Genomic DNA, 17,490 nt, shown 5'->3' with positions numbered 1-17,490 from the left:
CCTAAGAAAGCAATATTTCATCTCTTTTACGGTAATTTTAATTAAATCTTAATTCAACCTGCCGATGCACTATTTCATATCTCATCGTAAATGTCTAATTTTGACCTCCGAAAAAAACGTGAATGATTTATATCTAACAATTTTATTCTTAACAATTTAATGAAAATTTTCAAGTTTGGTGGCGCATCTGTGAAAGACGCTGAAAGTGTAAAAAATGTATCAATGGTTCTTAGCAGCCAGGGTTTTGAAAAATGTCTATTGGTAATTTCAGCGATGGGTAAAACCACGAATGAGCTGGAAAAGGTGGTAGAAATGTATTTCAAAAAAGACAACTATCAAACTGAAATTGAGAATATAAAACAGAAACACATCGAAATAGCCAAGGGGCTTTTCTCAGACGACCATGCAGCTTTTGAAGAAATAAACTTGTTTTTTGACGACATTGTTTCATTTTTAAGAAGAAATAAATCTCCTAACTATAATTTTGTGTACGATCAGGTTGTAAGCTGTGGAGAAATGATATCTACCAAAATTGTAAGCGAATATCTTAATGATATACAGTTTACCAACCAATGGCTTGATGCAAGAGACTTTATAAAAACAGACGACTCTTACAGAGATGGTAATGTGAATTGGCAAAAAACTGAAGAATTCATATCGAATTTAAATTCTAACATTTGCTATGTAACTCAAGGTTTCATTGGTTCTGATGACAATAATTTCACTGTAACTTTGGGAAGAGAAGGCTCAGATTATTCTGCTGCAATTTTCGCATATTGTCTTGATGCAACAGCGATGACGATTTGGAAAGACGTTCCTGGAGTAATGACGGGTGATCCAAGAATTTTTAAAGACGTTACGCTTTTATCTAATATATCTTATGAAGAGGCAATAGAAATGGCCTATTTTGGCGCAAGCGTTATTCACCCGAAAACTTTACAACCACTTCAGCAAAAAAATATTCCTTTCTATGTGAAATCTTTTGTAGACCCTACAAAAGAAGGAACCAAAGTAGGTGCTTCTGACAAAAATCAAAGTGAAGAGTCTTATATTTTAAAAAGTGATCAAACTTTGCTTAAAATTTCAACAAGAGATTTCTCATTCATTGCAGAAGACCACATGAGCTTGATTTTCAACAATTTAGCTAAACATAAAATCAAAGTCTCTTTGATGCAGAATTCTGCAATTTCATTGGCGTTATGCCTTGAAGATAAATTCCTTAAAATTGAGGAGCTGAATAATGAACTTCAGAAAATTTTCAAAACCGAAGTTATAAAAAATGTATCTTTATTTACGGTAAGAAATGCAAAAATGGAGAACATCAACAAATTTTACCAAGAAAAAAGTGTATTATTGGAACAGATTTCAAAAAACACACTTCAAATGGTAACATTGTAAAACTAATTCCGACTAAACCACAGATGAGCTTAATATCGAAAACTGATTTAATCAAAGCTTCCGGCTTGCATAAAATAGGATTTCTCAAGAATCCTGTTGCGTCTGCTGTCATGAGCATTGCAAAAATAAATGAAGTCAACAGACTTTATGACAAGCTGAAAGACAAAGAAGGTAAAGATTTTTTCGATTCTTTCGTGAGAGAAAGGAATTTAAGCTATGTTGCGTTTGAGGAAGATTTAGCAAAAATACCAAAAACAGGACCGTTCATATTGGTTTCTAATCATCCGCTGGGTGCAATCGACGGAATTTTGATGTGTAAAATTCTTTCAGAAGTACGTCCGGATTTCAAAGTGATGGGAAATTTTCTTTTAGAAAAAATAAAACCCATGGAACCGTTTGTGATTGCTGTAAATCCTTTTGAAGGAAGAAAAGAAGTCAGAAACAGTGCAACCGGAATGCGTGAAACATTGAAACATCTTGAAAATGGTGGCTGCGTAGGAATTTTCCCTGCCGGAGAAGTTTCAAACAAGAATAATCCTTATGGTGAGATTCTGGACAGAGAGTGGGAAAAACCAGCTTTGAAGCTTATAAAGATGGCAAAAGTTCCTGTTGTCCCAATGTATTTTCATGCGAAGAACAGCACTTTATTTTATCAGGTAGCCAAAATCCACCCTAACTTACAGACCATTATGCTTCCTGCGGAAATGATGAATGACCGTGAGAAACCCATCAGAATCAGAATAGGAAAACCTATCACTGTAAAGACAATGGATGAGATGGAAAATATTGAGGAATTGGGAGAGTTTCTGAAGCGTAAGGTTTATATGATGAAATCTTACTACGAAAAAAGGAAATCTCTGGCACAGGTGATCAACCTTAAAAATTTATCACTGAAATTCCAGCTTTTACGAGAAGAAAACATCGTTCAGAATATTATCGACGAAACTCCGAAAGAAGATTTAATTAAAGATATTTCTAAACTTCGCGGAACCGACAAAATGCTCTTCAGCAACGGTAATTACGAAATTTATTTTACAGCATACGAAGAAATCCCTTCTGTGATGAGGGAAATCGGGAGACAGAGAGAACTGACTTTCCGTGCGGTGGGTGAAGGAAGTAATTTACCGTTTGATCTTGATGAATATGATAAACATTACCATCACTTATTTTTGTGGGATAACGCTGCAGAAAAACTTGCAGGCGCTTACAGAATGGCTTTGGGTAAAGATGTAATGAAAAAATTCGGAATTAAAGGCTTTTACACGAGTTCTTTATTTGAATTTGAACAAGATATTCATCCGTTTTTCAAAAAGGTTATTGAAATGGGACGTGCTTATATCTGCGAAGAATATCAGCAAAAACCACTTCCTTTATTCCTTTTATGGCGTGGGATTGTTCACGTTTGTTTGAGAAATCCGGATCATAAATTCCTAATGGGAGGCGTAAGTATTTCTAATAAATTTTCTGAGTTTTCTAAATCTTTAATGATAGAGTTTATGCGATCAAATTACTACGATTCCGCTGTCGCTCAATACATTACTCCAAGAAATGATTTTAAAGTAAAACTGAGAGATCGTGATAAACATCTTTTCTTAGATGAAATGGAATCTGATTTGAATAAATTAGATAAAATCATCGATGATCTGGAACCAGAACTGAGAATGCCTGTTTTAATTAAGAAATACATTAAGCAAAATGCCAAGGTAATTGCTTTTAATGTTGACCCAAATTTTAATGATGCGATTGACGGATTGATGTATATCAGAATCAGCGATCTTCCTGAAAGTACGATTAAGCCTGTTTTAGAGGAGATGAGCGAGCAAATAAGAAAAGAGCAGGAAAATAATCAGACTGAAAATCAGTAGGTTTTAATAGAATAATAAAAAAGTTTGATTAATATTTGCTTCATATACCAAAACTTCCTACTTTTGCATCACTTTAAAACAACGAAGTAAATCAATGGTTTCTTAGCTCAGTTGGTAGAGCAATGGATTGAAAATCCATGTGTCCCTGGTTCGATTCCTGGAGAAACCACTTAAACCGCCTTTCATCAGGCGGTTTTCTTTTCAAAATTGTTTAAAAGTAATTTGCAGAATTTAATATTTATTATTACTTTTGCATCACTTCAAAACGAATTACAAACCAAAATGGTTTCTTAGCTCAGTTGGTAGAGCAATGGATTGAAAATCCATGTGTCCCTGGTTCGATTCCTGGAGAAACCACAAAATTAAACAAATTCTAACATCCCTTCAAATTGAACGATTTGAAGGGATATTTTTTTGATGCAATATCAAAAAAAATACAAATTATCGGCTCAGTATTGAAACCTCAGTATCAAAATCTGGGGGAAGATAAAAAGTGACAACTTTGTTGTATGTTCAGCGAACAAGAATTACTAAAGTTTTTACTTCTACCATACTTAGTGGAATATTTCGATATTGTAAAATGTGAAGAAAAAGAAAGTTTGCCTTACCTGTATTTTAAAGAAAAAAGCACAATACCTAAAGAGTTCTCGTCTCATCAACTTCAATCGAAAGGATTTTATGAAACCATTACAGTGGATGATTTTCCGCTTCGGGGAAAACCTGTAAAACCTCTATATCAAACGCAGAAGATGGACGGATATTAATTCTGGAAACATTGTTCATCGGGACTGGAAACTCATCGCTAAAGGCACTCGCATGACACAGGATTTTGCAGAGTTCTAAAAAAAATCAGCCGACACTAAAGCACTTCCCTTATAAACCATTGGTGAAATGTATGGTATTAACGGCAAAAAATTCCGAAGGCAGTACAAAAAATCACTCAGTGAGTTTAAAGACCGGAAGCAGAAATCTCATGCAGAAAATTGGATTATTTATCCCGAAAACGTTCTCACCGCCTATCCTTAGACGAAGTGGCATTGTCTCAAGGAGAACTCTATATGGTGCTTACCTCCAAGACTGCACGAGGCAGAAAAGGAAGTATTATTGACATCATCAAAGGAACAAAAAGCCGGGAAGTAGCCGACAGACTTTTTAAAATCAGCAGAAAAATAAGACAGAAAGTAAAAGAAATCACTTTAGATATGGCGGGTTCTATGAAGCTTATCGCAAAACAATGCCTTCCCAATGCGATGCAGGTTGTCGATAGATTCTATGTCCAGAAACTCGCTATAGAAGCTGTTCAGGAGCTCAGAATTCAATATCGATGGGAAGCAATTGATTTAGAAAATGAAATTTTAAAACAATCCAAAGACAAAAAAGTAAAACCTGAAATTCAGATATTTGAAAACGGCGATACCCGAAAACAACTCTTGTCAAGAAGCCGATATTTACTTTACAAAAGCAGGGAAAAATGGACAAAAAATCAAAGTACACGAGCAAAAATCTTGTTTAGAGAATATCCTGACTTAGAAAAAAATTCCCATTCATCAGATGATTTAAGAAAAATATACAATCAAAACAACTCCAGATCGGTTGCTATGCTAAAGCTTGCTCATTGGTTTAAGAATGTTGAAGAGTCGGGTTTTAAATCATTTTCTACACTAAGGAACACCATTATAAATCATTACAACGATATTCTCAATTATTTTGAAGCAAGAAGTACAATGCCGCTGCTGAATCTTTCAATGCCAAAATAAAAAACTTTAGATTACAACTTAAATGTGTAAAAGACAGAGCGTTTTTCCTCTTTAGATTATACAAACTTTTTGCCTAGTCCCCAAGTTTTTGGAATTGATCAGTATTGAGTCCTGAATCATTACCAATACACGAAACAAAAAAAGCTTTAAAACGTATGTTTTAAAGCTTTTTGGACTACTTTGATATTGTAGTTGCGATCCGGACGGGACTCGAACCCGCGACCTCCGCCGTGACAGGGCGGCATTCTAACCAGCTGAACTACCGGATCAATTTTCTTTTAAAAGTAAATTGAATAAAAACTTTTTGCGATCCGGACGGGACTCGAACCCGCGACCTCCGCCGTGACAGGGCGGCATTCTAACCAGCTGAACTACCGGATCTCTTACTATAACTAAGCTTGTACCCTCTGTTATTGTGGTTGCAAAAATACAACTTTAATGCGAATCTGCAAGTATTTTTATAAAAAAAATGCTTCCCGACACGGAAAGCATTCATTATCAAAGCGATTTTTTTTATAAGTGTGCGCTCAATTTCTCAGCGATGATCTCTTTTGGAGTTACACCAACCAATTTATCAACTACTTCACCATTCTTAAAAATAAGAACTGTAGGGATATTTCTGATTCCGTACTGCATAGAAATTTCCTGATTGTTATCTACATCTACTTTTCCTACCACAGCTTTTCCTTCAAAATCTGCTGCTACTTCTTCGATGATTGGTCCCAAAGTTCTGCACGGTCCGCACCATACTGCCCAAAAGTCTACCAATACTGGTTTATCAGATTTCAAAACTGTTTCCTGGAACGAGCTGTCCGTAATTTCTAAAGCCATTTTTTTATTTTTAATTATTAATATTCTATTTAAATTCTGAGATCAAAATTACCACTTTTAAGCGAATAGCTTATCTATGCTCAACATTTGTATTTTCTATGATTAAATCTTTCGAAATTTCTGCTAAAGCATCCACAAAAGTATCAATATCTTCTTTTGTTGTCATGTGACTGAATGAAACACGTAAAGGTGTGCAATCATCCATTTCGTCTTCAGAAAGCACCATCATCATTACCATTGATGGTTTTGAAGCACCAGACGAGCATGCGCTGCCCTGAGAAACAGCAATCCCCTTCATATCCAACTGCAAACCGATTAAAGGGTTTTTATAAGGTAATAAAAGGCTTACCACCGTATACAAACTATTTTCAGCTTCAGAGCTTCTCCCATTAAATTTAATTCCCGGAATCGCTTCAGAAACTCTATCGATAGTGTATTTTTTAATATTCTGCATGTGCTGTGTATATGCATCCATGTTGTTAAGTGAAAGCTCTAACGCTTTTCCTAAACCTGCAATACCACTCACATTTTCTGTACCTGCTCTCAAACTTCTTTCCTGAGGACCGCCAGTGATAATTCCTTTTAATCCGCTCGATTTTCTTATGAAAGCAAAACCAATTCCTTTCGGACCGTGAAATTTATGTGCACTGCAAGAAGCAAAATCAACAGGAATATCAGACAAATCTAAATTCATATGAGCCATTGTCTGCACCGTATCAGAATGAAATAATGCATTATTTGCTTTACACAATTCCGCAATTTTTTTGATATCTACAATGTTTCCGATTTCGTTATTAGCATGCATCAAACTTACCAAAGTTTTTTTATCAGAAGCTTTTAGCAATTCTTCCAGTTTATTTAAATCAATATCTCCCTTTTCATTCGGACGAATGTAAGCAACCTCAACACCTTTCCTATTTTTCATATCTAAAATACTCTCAGAAACACATTTATGCTCCAAAGGCGAACTGATAATTCTCTCAACTCCCAAATGTGAAACACTTGATTTGATGATCATATTGTTGGATTCTGTTCCGCAAGACGTAAAAATAATCTCTGCCGGACTCACGTGAAGATATTCTGCAACCTGCCTCCTTACATTTTCGATTAAAATCTTAGCATCTTGTCCGAAACTATGTGTTGAAGACGGATTCCCAAAATTCATCTTCATGGTTTCTACCATGGCATCGATAACTTCTTCTGAAAGCGGCGTTGTGGCAGCGTTATCTAAATATATTTTATTCATTTTTATTTTGAATATTTTAATTCTACTGAATTGAACTGATAATTTGAAGGAACAGAGAATATAAACCAAGGATTCGACATTACCTGAATTTCCATACCTCCCGATTGATATTCCGGAACTTCTACGTATAAAATATTTTTCTTCACAGAAATACTTTTAATCGTTGAAACCTTGTGATCTCCAGAATTGAAAGTTCCTAAATTGTACAAAACAACTTTTTGATCTTTAGGAAAAACAGGAATTTGCATGACTGGCTCCATACCTGAAGCAGCGAAATTTTCTGTTATCTCTTTTTCGAGTTGCTGTTGATCTTTGATGATTGTAAAACTAGCCTGCTCTGCTCCACCTTGAGTTTCGGAAGCGAGAATTTCTCCTTTAGTTTGCATACCGTCAGATTTTTGTGCAGTTGTGCTTGTACAACTCATGATGAATGCAAAACATACAATTAGCAACTTATTCATTTTATTTTTATTAATCTTTCAAAATTAGTGAAAAAATTGGTAATGTCCTTCATTCGCCCATTTCAGCATTGGCTTGTCACCCGAGGTATCTCCAAAAGCTATGATTTTATCGTATTTATCATCAGAAATTTCTTTTTTTATTCTTTCTAATTTCTCTTTTCCGTTGCAGTTTTTACCAATAAAATTACCTGTGAAAACACCATTTTTAAATTCTGCTTTTGTAGAAACAAGATTCATCTGCAATTTTTCAGCAAATGGTTTAGCCCATATATCCAGGGAAGCTGTTACCATAAGACTTTCAGTATTTTCTCTGTCTATATTTCCAATGAAATCCAAGGCATTTTCTCTTACAATTTTCGGATAATTTTCTTCAAAAAACTGTTTAGACTTTTCTTCAATTTTGGTCTGAAGCTGGCCTTTTAAAATAGAACCGATAAAGCTTTTCTTTACCTTTTCAGTCTCCGCCAATTTTAATTTTAATAAAATAAAAAGCGGAATATGTTTTACAAACTGTACCCGAAATTTTGATGGATTATAAAATTTAAGATACATAAACATCGTATCCTTATAAGTCAATGTGCCGTCAAAATCAAAACAATACAATTTTTTCATACTTAATTAAAGCTTTAATTTCTTAAAAATAAATTCTGGAATATTTCTGATGATTAACATAATAACGCCCCAAATCGGTAAAACGTATACTATATTTTTTTGTTTTTTGAATGCTTTATAAATACACTCTGCAGCTTTTTTTGGAGTTACCGTCAATTTCGGATTCAAAGGTAAACCTTCTGTCATTTTGGTTGCCATAAATCCCGGTTTTACGGTCATTACATGTACTTTTTTTTCAAAAAGATAATTTCTCAAACCACTTAAATAAGCTGTGAATGCTGCTTTTGCGCTCCCATAGATAAAATTACTCTGTCTTCCTCTGTCACCCGCAACCGATGATAGTCCGATGATAGTTCCCGATCTTCTGCTTTCGAATTTCTGAGCAAAATAATTCATTACCGGAACTAATTTTGAGTAATTGATATCTATAATTCTCTCTGTATTTTTGTTGTCATAAAGACCTTCTTCTGTGCCTTCTCCCAAATAACCCGTTGCACAAAACAGCACACTGGAGTTGATTTGGTCAAACTCAGAATAATTGATTGTTTTCGTTAAATCTAATTCTATAATTTCAGACTGTTGCAAAAATTTAACGTCAATATGTCTTGCAAATCGCTCCGTGGTTTCTCTATTTGAGGTAAAAAGATAAATTCTTTCAAACTTTTCGCCTTCCTGCAAAGCCTTTTCTACAAATGCCTGCGCTACTTCCGATGTACTTCCCAGAACTATCATTCTACTTATTATTTAAAATTCTTTTGTGCTGTAAAGACACAAATTTTGAACTGTTGACATTTTTCAGATAAGCTGTAAGTGAAGATCTGCTCATGCTGTCTTTTGTTAAATAAATTCTTCCGCCAAACTCCTGAACGATCTGATCTAACTGATCAACCAGCTTTTTCAGTTTTGAATTCACTTTAAAATCCAGAGCCAAAGTATACCCTTCGGTCGGGAATGAATTGTATGCTTCAGGATTATTTTCACCAAAAAGCTTTAAAACTGCCAAGAAAGATCCGTTTCCACTATTGGCGATGGTTTCAAGGATTTTTTTCATCCCTTCTTTTCCGGTTTCTTTTGGGATCACCATTTGATATTGAATAAATCCTGATTTTCCATAGATTTTATTCCAGTCGGTTACGGCATCCAAAGGATAGAAAAATGTTTCGTAGTCAGTAAAATTCTTCACCTCTTTTTTAGATTGCTTTTTATAATAAAGAAAATTAAAAATCTTCACCGTCAAAGCATTCAAAACAAAATTCGGGAAATAAAAAGGTACTGTCGGAGAGAATTTCTTTTTTAAAACTAAAGGATTTTTAGCATCATTTCCTGTCAGTTCATGTCTGAAAGCATGTTCGCCTCGCATCAAAATACTTCTTCCTATATTTTTTCCTTTTTGAAGACAGTCGATCCAGGCAACTGTGTATGTCCAGCTTTCACTTTCTTCAAAAAGTCTGAATATTTCATCTAAATTTTCAGCTTTGATGCTTTCCTGACGAATATAAGCGGTTTCAATATTTTTAAGCTTAAATTTTGCTGAAAGAATAATTCCGGTGAGTCCCATTCCGCCGATGGTTGCCCAAAATTTATCTGAATTTTCTTCTCGTGAACAGATGATAATATCACCGTTCTCTGTCATTAATTTAAATTCGGTAACATATTCTGAAAAACAACCTTCGGCATGATGATTTTTACCATGAACGTCTGATGCAATTGCCCCACCTATAGAAATAAATTTCGTTCCTGGAGTTACATATAAAAAATAACCCTGCGGTACAGAAATTTCTAAAACCTCGGAAAGTAAAACTCCGGATTCGCATTCGATAATTCCGTTGAGACGGTCGAAGCTGATAAATTTATTAAGTTTTTTGGTAGAGAAAATGTTTTCGCCCAAAGAAGCGTCGCCGTAGCATCTGCCGTTTCCTCTTGCAATAACTTCATTGTGATTGAGTACAAATTCTTTTATTTTTTTGAAGCTGTCTTCAGACCTCATTTCTTTTTCCACGATTGGAAAATTGCCCCAATTTGTAACTTTTTGTGTGAAATTTGGTTTCATCTGTGATTAATTATTTTTGTTAGTTCAGATGCAATCACCATAGAATTTTCATTATTGTTTATACTATTTAGTCTGCTCAATTCCATTATTTAAAATAAATTAGAATTAAAAATGCGGCAACCCATAATAATAATGTAACCTGAATATATCGATCTCTGTAAACAATTTTTGTGGGAGATTCGGTTCTGTTGTACACCAACGTTTGCTGTAAATATCTTAAAAAAGCGAAAACAACAAAAATCACCGTGTAAAATACGGCTTTATGTAATTTAAGCTGAATTTCCGGAGATAATGTAAACATCAGATAACAGACAATTGCCAATGTCACTGAAATAGAAAGTGCAATGTCTGCAAACTGTACATTGTAACCATCAAGCGCTTTTCTTGTTTTGCCTGAAACCTGAGCATTAATCAGTTCGCCACGTCTTTTTCCGATGGCTAAAACCAATGCTAGCACAAAAGTCAATAAAGTTGCCCACTGAGAAATAAAGATTCCTGTAATATATCCGCCTGCCTGAACTCTAAGAACAAATCCTGTGGCAATGATGAATATATCGATAATGGGAACGTGTTTCAGCTTAAAGGTATAGGCAAGATTCATCACAAAATAAATCCCAATAATGGCTGCAAACTTCCACAGGCTTTCATTGAAACTAAATTGTGCAAAGAAGATCAGAGCGATATCTAAACCGATTAAACCTGCAAGAATACTCAGTGCTTTTCTTTTTGAGATAGCACCGCTTGCCAAAGGTCTTCTTCTTTTTTCCGGGTGTTGGCGATCTGCTTCGATATCATTGTAGTCATTCAGAATATAAACAACACTTGCCGCCAGAGAGAAAATGACGAATGCAAAGATACTTTTTGTAAGCAGGTCTATATTTTGAATACTTCCCGAAAAAAACAAAGGCACAAAAACAAATAGATTTTTCACCCATTGCTCTACACGAAGTAGTTTTAGATATTTTTTCATTTATGTAATTTCGTTTGCAAAAATAGTGATTTTAAACCAAAAAAAATGCCGTTTAAAAATACAAAAAAAACCGCCAAGGCGGTCTTTTATGATAATATTTATATGTTAACGATTACTGCCCTTGCTGAGCGTCATTAATCATTTTTTCATTTGCTGTAATAGCAAACTCTACTCTTCTGTTTTTAGCTCTACCAGCATCTGTATCATTTGATGCTACAGGCATAGCTTCACCTTCACCTAAAGCAAAAAGTCTGCTTGAAGAAATTCCTTTTGACATTAAGTAAGATCTCACGGAATTAGCTCTTCTTTCAGAAAGCTTTTGATTATAATCATCAGCACCTTTGCTGTCTGTGTGACCATAAATGTTGATGTTTGTGTCAGGATTATTTACTAACACCTGAGTTAACTTATCTAAGTTTGTTTTTGCTAATGATGTAAGATCAGAAGAATCAAACGCAAAAGTAACAATGCTTTCATTCATCGTGATTTTAATACCATCACCTACTCTTTCTACTTCTGCACCAGGTAAAGTTTCTTTAATGTCTTTAGCCTGTTTATCCATTTTGTTACCGATAACGTTACCTGCAACACCACCGATAATACCTCCTAGAACAGCACCTAATGCTGCATTTTTACCTTTACCTACATTGTTCCCAAGAACACCACCAATTACAGCTCCGGAAGCAACACCTACTGCGGTACCTCTTTGCTGATGATTAGAATTCTGTACAGCCTCACAGCTTGTAAGCAATAATGCTGATGATAAGAAAAATGCTCCTATATATGTTTTATTAAATTTCATTATGTTTATTTTAAATAGTTAAATTATTTCATTCCAGCTCTTTCAAAGTTGTAAACAACTCTTACTGTACTTCCATCAAATGGTACATTTTGCTCTAATGAAAACTGATCTGTTGTCATATTGATTACATCAAGTGTGTAACCTACAGTATTTTGTTTAGCTTTTGTTCCGTCCTGAATTTTTTTGAATAAAAATGTGTTTCCGTCTTTTACTTCAAATTTAATTGGCTGAGTCAATGCAGGGCAGTTACCGCCACCGTTTAATGTATATGCTCCTGTATAATTATTTGGAATGAATCTCCAGTGACTCCCAACGAAACATTGTGCATCTGCGCCTTCATCAAAAGGCTTGATTTTATATTGCTTGTCGTACTCGATGCTTACAATTTGGAAATCTCCTTTCATTTTAAGAAATTCTGATCTGTTGCTCTGTGCGTCTGCACCTTTTTTAACCGTGGAACAAGACACAGCAAAAAGTGATGTTCCCAAAATTCCCGCAAGTAATAACTTTTTCATATGTTTTTTTTTATATCAGATAAAACCGAAAAGCGATTTTATCGATTTGTTTATTATTCATAAAGTTAGTATAAAAAACCGTGCCAAAGCAAATTCTTAAAAAAAATAAAAGCCCGAAGAAATCGGGCTTTTGATATGATCTTCAAATAAGTATTTGATTATTATTTTCTTACCGCTTTTTTAGCTTTTGCAGGTTTTTTCACTGAAGATGATTTTCCGTTATAGAAATTAGTAAAAGCATATTCTGCTGCTTTTTTCACATCAATCACACCACCAGCCTGAGATTTTTGCCCAAACTCGTTTTCTGTGCTTATGTTACTTGTTTTAACTAAAGCCTCGATGATCTGCGCAGGTTTTAGGTTTGGCATATAAGCCAATAATACAGCCGCAGCACCAGCAACCACAGGAGAAGCCATTGAAGTTCCTTGCTGATAACTGTATTCATTATTTGGAACTGTAGAATAGATCTCTTCACCCGGAGCAAATACATTGACCATATTTTTATTATAATTTGAGAAACCTGCTCTCAACTCATTGTTTCTATTGGTACTTGCACCCACAACTAAAACATTATCTACAAAAGGAGCTGCGTCAGTCACATTTTTAAAGTTGGTAGGATATGCTAACTGCTCAGCAACATCTTCGTTTTCATTCCCAGCAGCTTTCACCAAGAGAACTCCTTTATCATCAGCATATTTAAATGCATCCCAAACCACATTTTTACCCGGAGAAACCGGTTTACCAAAGCTCATATTCAAAACTTTAGCACCATTATCAACTGCATATCTGATGGCATTGGCAACGTCTTTATCTCTCTCATCCCCATTAGGAACTGTTCTTACAACCATGATTTTAGCTACTTTTGAAGCTACACCATATTGCACTTCTTTACCTTGTGGCAAACCTGCAATAATCCCTGATACGTGAGTTCCGTGTTCGGCGTCCAGACCTTGATAGTGGTTATTTCCGTAATTTTTTTCAGAGTAGTCATCGTAGTTATCACCTACAATTTCTGCTCTCGGATCAAATGAAAGATCATACTGCTGAGCCATAGGACCAAAGTGATCCATTGCACCTTTAACCTCCTCTTTTAACATTTTCTCTACTTCTGCAGGAGATTTTCCTGCAAATTCAGGACTCTGTGCTAAGTTATTTAGAACTTGAAGACCAATTGCCTGTTTTTGCTCAGTGGGTTTTATAGATGCGAGGTTTTCTTTCGTCAATGGTTTTCCGTTCAGCATTTTAACCATTTCCGGAATTGCATCGTTAACCATGCTTGCTTGTTGGAATGATTGTCTTGCATCAACACTTTTTTTAGTAAAAAGTTCTTTCGACTTCATATACATAGCAAACTCTTCTGGCATCTTTGCTTGATTTGCTTTGTTTTTTGTAGAATCATCGCCTTCGAAGACCGGCTTGTATTTAGCAACAACTCTCGTTACTTCCATATTATCAACCCCAATATCTCCGTTTTTGCCTCCGATGAAATTCCAACCGTGAACGTCGTCAATATATCCGTTTCCGTCATCATCTTTACCGTTATTCGGAACTTCATTTGGGTTTGACCAAATATTTTTCACTAATCCAGGATGATCAACCTGAACACCGCTGTCTAAGACACCTACAACAACTGTTTTAGGTTTAAGACCTTTAGATTCAAGATATTTATAAGCGTTTTCGGTATTTACACCATATACTTTTGAAGTGGCAAAATCTTTATGATACCAAGTCATTAAATCTTTATCTTCTTTTGGATCAACAGCCATAGCTTTTGCTCCTTGTGCATTTGCGAAACTAAAACCTGCTAAAAAGACAGCAGCCAATACTATTTTCTTCATTTTACTAGAATTATTTAATATTTTTAAGATAAGTCACAGATTCTGGCCCTTTATTACATATAAGATCTAAAATTGATAAATCTTTTAAAAAACCATATTTATCTGTGAAAGTTTGATAATATTCTTCCATCTCAAATTCTGTTTCAACTTTCGTAGAAAATTTTTCACGAAAATTAATCTCAGACGGATTTTTGATATATTCTTCATTCAAAGATTGTGCCTTTTCTGTCTTTAGTATTTTCTGGATAATGTCAATACTTTTTAAATTAAAATCTAGCAAGAATTTTTCTTTCTTCTCATAAAGAACTTCAAATTTGTCTTCATAATATTCAAAGTAAGCCGAACCTTGGTAAACATTTTTGATCGATTTCCAATGAATCTTCAACCAATCTTCTCTGTAAGAAATTTCAGTATCCTTCATTTCTCTTTTTCCTGTATGATTGATGGGAATAACAAGGGATAGCTTACCGTTTGCCCCATAGATATTGGTTCTGTTTCTGTACGTCTGTTTTGGAAAGCTTTCGTACTGCTCAAAGGTCACTTCATTTTCAGGATCTAAAAAAACTGAAAACCATGAGATAGGCGGTAGATAAAATACCGGTAATAATACGTTCTTCATTATCATTATATATAAAAATGAAGTACTTTTTCAAATACTTCATTTTATTTTAGTTTACAAATTTAGTTATAATTCGTCTTCTGTTTTTTTCTTTCCGAAAAGTTTTACAATATACTCCCATCCAAAGAAAAGTACAAGAATCAGAGCGGCAATCCACCAGTATGAAGTTTTGTTAGCTTCACCAGTATTGGTTGCTTTAAACATTCTGTCCCAACGAACTCTCATTCCGTCAGCTTGGTAAGAAGACTGTGAATCTTTGAAAGCTCCTTCCACACTCATCCATGTAAACATTGGTTTCCCAACGATATTCTCTTCCGGAACAAAACCAAAGAACCTTGCATCTAATGACGCGTCTCTGTTATCCCCAACCATCATGTAGTAGTCTTGTTGAATCGTATACTGATTAGTTTCTTTTCCGTTAATAAAAATTTTACCGTTTTTATTTTCTAAAGTATTGTGCTCGTAGTTTTTGATGATCCACTGATATTCCGGTAAAGTTTTGTCATTGATGGCTACAACATCACCTTTTTTAGGAATCTTAAGAGGACCATATTGATCCTGGTTCCATCCGCTGTTGATTGGGAAGATTGAATTGGTGGTATCAATTTTCATTTTGGTCTCATCACGATAAGCAACTGCAGATTCACCTTTTGGCTGAATGTGTTCCTGCATATCAATCACTTGCGGAAGTTTCTTAATTTCACCAGCCATCTTTTTAGTCAGACCCTGAAAATAATATACAAATCCACCTTGTTGGTTTTGACCTTCCTGAACAGGTAAAAATCCGAAAATTTTATACAAACCTGGAATATCAAGCTGACTTCCTGTATTGACAATATATCTGTGCTGAACTTCCTGATCGCCAAGAAATATCTCAGGTTTACCATTGATAAACATTTTGCCGTCACGCATTTCAAAAGTATCACCTGCAACAGCGACACATCTTTTCACATAAGGATCGGCACGGTCAAGCGAAACGTGTACAGAATCTCTTGGATAATTAAAAACTACAATATCCGTTTTCTGAGGTTTGCTGAATTGGAAAATTCTTTCGTAAGGCAATTTCACAGCTTCCACATAAGATTTTGGATCGTCTTTCGGGTTACCTTTTTCGCCTGTATCGAGAATAGTTCCTTGTAAGAATGGGATTGCTAAAGGACGCATCGGCAATCTGTAACCGTAGCTCCATTTATTTACAAATAGAAAATCTCCTACCAAAAGTGTACGCTCCATTGAACCCGTTGGAATCCCAAAAGGCTGGGTGAAAAACACGTGAATAATGGTAGCAAATACCACTGCAAAAGTGATAGATCCTATAAATGTATCTTTTTTCTTAGATGCTTTCTCCTCATCTGTAAGGTATAAATCATTTTCGTCTTCCAGCTCTACATCTTTAGAATAATTGACAGTCGCCATGTAGATAAAAGGCAAAATAATCGTCAGAACCTGATGCTGAACAAGATTTTTTCCAAATTTTTTCATTAAATAAATATGGAAAACAGACATCATAATCGGTCCCACGATTGGCAAATAAGATAAAATCGCCCACCATTTCGGATGTTTTGTTTCTTTTAATATAATGAAATAATTGTAGAAAGGTACAAATGCCAATAAAGGACTATACCCCATTTTCTTGAACAGCTTCCAAGTGGAAATCCCCATCAATACTGATAAAATGAGAACATAAACTGTGTACGTTAAAAAATAATTCATAAATTTTTGTGCCTAATCTGTAATATAAGTAATGATAATGTGTAAGATAATTAATGATTACACAAATCTCTATAATTAGTTTGTAAAATTGCGATTTTGTTACAAAATTAAAGTCCCAAAACGTCTTTCATAGTGAAATTTCCTTTTTTATCTTTAATCCATTCTGCAGCAACGACAGCGCCTAACGCAAAACCGTTTCTGTTGAATGCGGTGTGTTTTATTTCAATTTCATCCACTTCGCTTCTGTAGAACACACTGTGCGTACCCGGAACCTCATCTTCACGGATGGCAAAAATTCCCAATTGCTTATCCTGAGTTTCTTCAAGCTTCCACGCATCATATTTTGAATTATTTTTAAAAATTCCTTCAGCTAAAGAAATTGCAGTTCCGCTTGGTGCATCTAATTTGTGAATGTGATGAATTTCTTCCAACTGGCAAGAATATTCGTCGACGCTTTTCATTAAATCTGCCAACTTCTCGTTTAAAGCAAAAAATAAATTCACCCCTAAACTGAAATTAGAACCATACAAAAATGCGGTTCCGTTTTCTATGGCTAAATTTTCTATCTCAGATTTTCTTTCCAGCCAGCCTGTTGTTCCGCAGATTACAGGAACTTTATTTTCCAGACAAGCTTTAATGTTATCAAAAGCTACTTCAGGTAAAGAAAATTCAATAACAACATCAGGATTATTTAAATTTTCAGCAGTTGGAGTTTCTTTTAAGCGGGCGACAACTTCATGTCCTCTTTTTGTGGCAATTTCGTCAATGATTTTGCCCATTTTCCCATATCCAACTAGTGCTATTTTCATATCT

Annotated in this window: 16 protein-coding genes, 4 tRNA genes and 1 pseudogene; 6 read left to right on the top strand and 15 right to left on the bottom strand. The window is 34.9% G+C overall.

The window, feature by feature from the left end:
* Positions 1–159: 159 nt before the first annotated feature.
* The 6 genes and pseudogenes from LNP04_RS17370 to LNP04_RS17345 all read left to right on the top strand — a co-directional run bounded on the left by LNP04_RS17370 (position 160) and on the right by LNP04_RS17345 (position 5,097).
* Positions 160–1,398 (top strand): aspartate kinase, encoded by a 1,239-nt coding sequence (locus LNP04_RS17370; RefSeq protein ID WP_229984142.1) that lies wholly within the window; start codon positions 160–162, stop codon positions 1,396–1,398.
* 23 nt (positions 1,399–1,421) lie between these two features.
* Positions 1,422–3,263: a lysophospholipid acyltransferase family protein gene (locus LNP04_RS17365; RefSeq protein ID WP_229984141.1), complete on the top strand. Its 1,842-nt coding sequence runs from the start codon at positions 1,422–1,424 to the stop codon at positions 3,261–3,263.
* 96 nt (positions 3,264–3,359) lie between these two features.
* Positions 3,360–3,432: transfer RNA gene (locus LNP04_RS17360), tRNA-Phe, on the top strand.
* Positions 3,433–3,547: 115 nt separating this feature from the next.
* Positions 3,548–3,620 (top strand) — tRNA-Phe (locus tag LNP04_RS17355).
* Between the two features lie 152 nt (positions 3,621–3,772).
* Entirely contained in the window at positions 3,773–4,027 is a 255-nt protein-coding gene (locus tag LNP04_RS17350) for a hypothetical protein (RefSeq protein ID WP_229984140.1), read from the top strand.
* Between the two features lie 127 nt (positions 4,028–4,154).
* Positions 4,155–5,097 (top strand): annotated as a pseudogene (locus LNP04_RS17345) (transposase).
* 118 nt (positions 5,098–5,215) lie between these two features.
* Here the strand turns inward: LNP04_RS17345 and LNP04_RS17340 are convergent.
* The 15 genes from LNP04_RS17340 to dapB all read right to left on the bottom strand — a co-directional run bounded on the left by LNP04_RS17340 (position 5,216) and on the right by dapB (position 17,486).
* Positions 5,216–5,289, bottom strand: a tRNA-Asp gene (locus tag LNP04_RS17340).
* Between the two features lie 38 nt (positions 5,290–5,327).
* Positions 5,328–5,401 (bottom strand) — tRNA-Asp (locus LNP04_RS17335).
* 132 nt (positions 5,402–5,533) lie between these two features.
* A complete protein-coding gene (gene trxA, locus LNP04_RS17330) occupies positions 5,534–5,851 on the bottom strand; it encodes a thioredoxin (RefSeq protein WP_047445614.1) in 318 nt (105 codons plus the stop codon).
* A 70-nt stretch (positions 5,852–5,921) separates the two neighbouring features.
* Positions 5,922–7,097: a cysteine desulfurase family protein gene (locus LNP04_RS17325; RefSeq protein ID WP_229984138.1), complete on the bottom strand. Its 1,176-nt coding sequence runs from the start codon at positions 7,095–7,097 to the stop codon at positions 5,922–5,924.
* Between the two features lie 2 nt (positions 7,098–7,099).
* Positions 7,100–7,558, bottom strand: coding sequence for a hypothetical protein (locus LNP04_RS17320; RefSeq protein ID WP_229984137.1), 459 nt, complete (start codon positions 7,556–7,558; stop codon positions 7,100–7,102).
* 24 nt (positions 7,559–7,582) lie between these two features.
* Positions 7,583–8,170 (bottom strand): HAD family hydrolase, encoded by a 588-nt coding sequence (locus LNP04_RS17315; RefSeq protein ID WP_229984136.1) that lies wholly within the window; start codon positions 8,168–8,170, stop codon positions 7,583–7,585.
* A gap of 6 nt (positions 8,171–8,176) precedes the next feature.
* Complete coding sequence (locus tag LNP04_RS17310) at positions 8,177–8,902, bottom strand: SDR family NAD(P)-dependent oxidoreductase (RefSeq protein WP_229984135.1); 726 nt, start codon at positions 8,900–8,902, stop codon at positions 8,177–8,179.
* Position 8,903: 1 nt separating this feature from the next.
* The gene (locus LNP04_RS17305; protein WP_229984134.1) at positions 8,904–10,220 is read right to left on the bottom strand and encodes an FAD-binding oxidoreductase; all 1,317 of its coding nucleotides are present in this window, start codon (positions 10,218–10,220) and stop codon (positions 8,904–8,906) included.
* An 85-nt stretch (positions 10,221–10,305) separates the two neighbouring features.
* Positions 10,306–11,190 (bottom strand): decaprenyl-phosphate phosphoribosyltransferase, encoded by an 885-nt coding sequence (locus LNP04_RS17300; RefSeq protein WP_229984133.1) that lies wholly within the window; start codon positions 11,188–11,190, stop codon positions 10,306–10,308.
* Between the two features lie 112 nt (positions 11,191–11,302).
* Positions 11,303–11,992, bottom strand: coding sequence for an OmpA family protein (locus LNP04_RS17295; RefSeq protein WP_229984132.1), 690 nt, complete (start codon positions 11,990–11,992; stop codon positions 11,303–11,305).
* Positions 11,993–12,015: 23 nt separating this feature from the next.
* Positions 12,016–12,507 carry a lipocalin family protein gene (locus LNP04_RS17290; protein ID WP_229984131.1) on the bottom strand — a complete coding sequence of 164 codons (492 nt, stop codon included), beginning with the start codon at positions 12,505–12,507 and terminating at the stop codon, positions 12,016–12,018.
* A gap of 161 nt (positions 12,508–12,668) precedes the next feature.
* Positions 12,669–14,345: a S8 family serine peptidase gene (locus LNP04_RS17285; RefSeq protein ID WP_229984130.1), complete on the bottom strand. Its 1,677-nt coding sequence runs from the start codon at positions 14,343–14,345 to the stop codon at positions 12,669–12,671.
* Between the two features lie 10 nt (positions 14,346–14,355).
* Positions 14,356–14,964 carry a WbqC family protein gene (locus tag LNP04_RS17280; RefSeq protein ID WP_229984129.1) on the bottom strand — a complete coding sequence of 203 codons (609 nt, stop codon included), beginning with the start codon at positions 14,962–14,964 and terminating at the stop codon, positions 14,356–14,358.
* A gap of 66 nt (positions 14,965–15,030) precedes the next feature.
* Positions 15,031–16,677 (bottom strand): signal peptidase I, encoded by a 1,647-nt coding sequence (gene lepB, locus LNP04_RS17275; protein WP_229984128.1) that lies wholly within the window; start codon positions 16,675–16,677, stop codon positions 15,031–15,033.
* A gap of 107 nt (positions 16,678–16,784) precedes the next feature.
* On the bottom strand, positions 16,785–17,486 hold the full coding sequence (dapB, locus tag LNP04_RS17270) for a 4-hydroxy-tetrahydrodipicolinate reductase (RefSeq protein ID WP_229984127.1): 702 nt from the start codon (positions 17,484–17,486) through the stop codon (positions 16,785–16,787).
* Between the last annotated feature and the right edge of the window lie 4 nt (positions 17,487–17,490).

Origin of the sequence: Chryseobacterium sp. C-71 (assembly GCF_020911865.1) — a bacterium.
GTDB lineage: Bacteria > Bacteroidota > Bacteroidia > Flavobacteriales > Weeksellaceae > Chryseobacterium.
The sequence above is the reverse complement of the archived record's forward strand: the minus strand, read 5'-3'. Positions and strand labels throughout refer to the sequence as shown.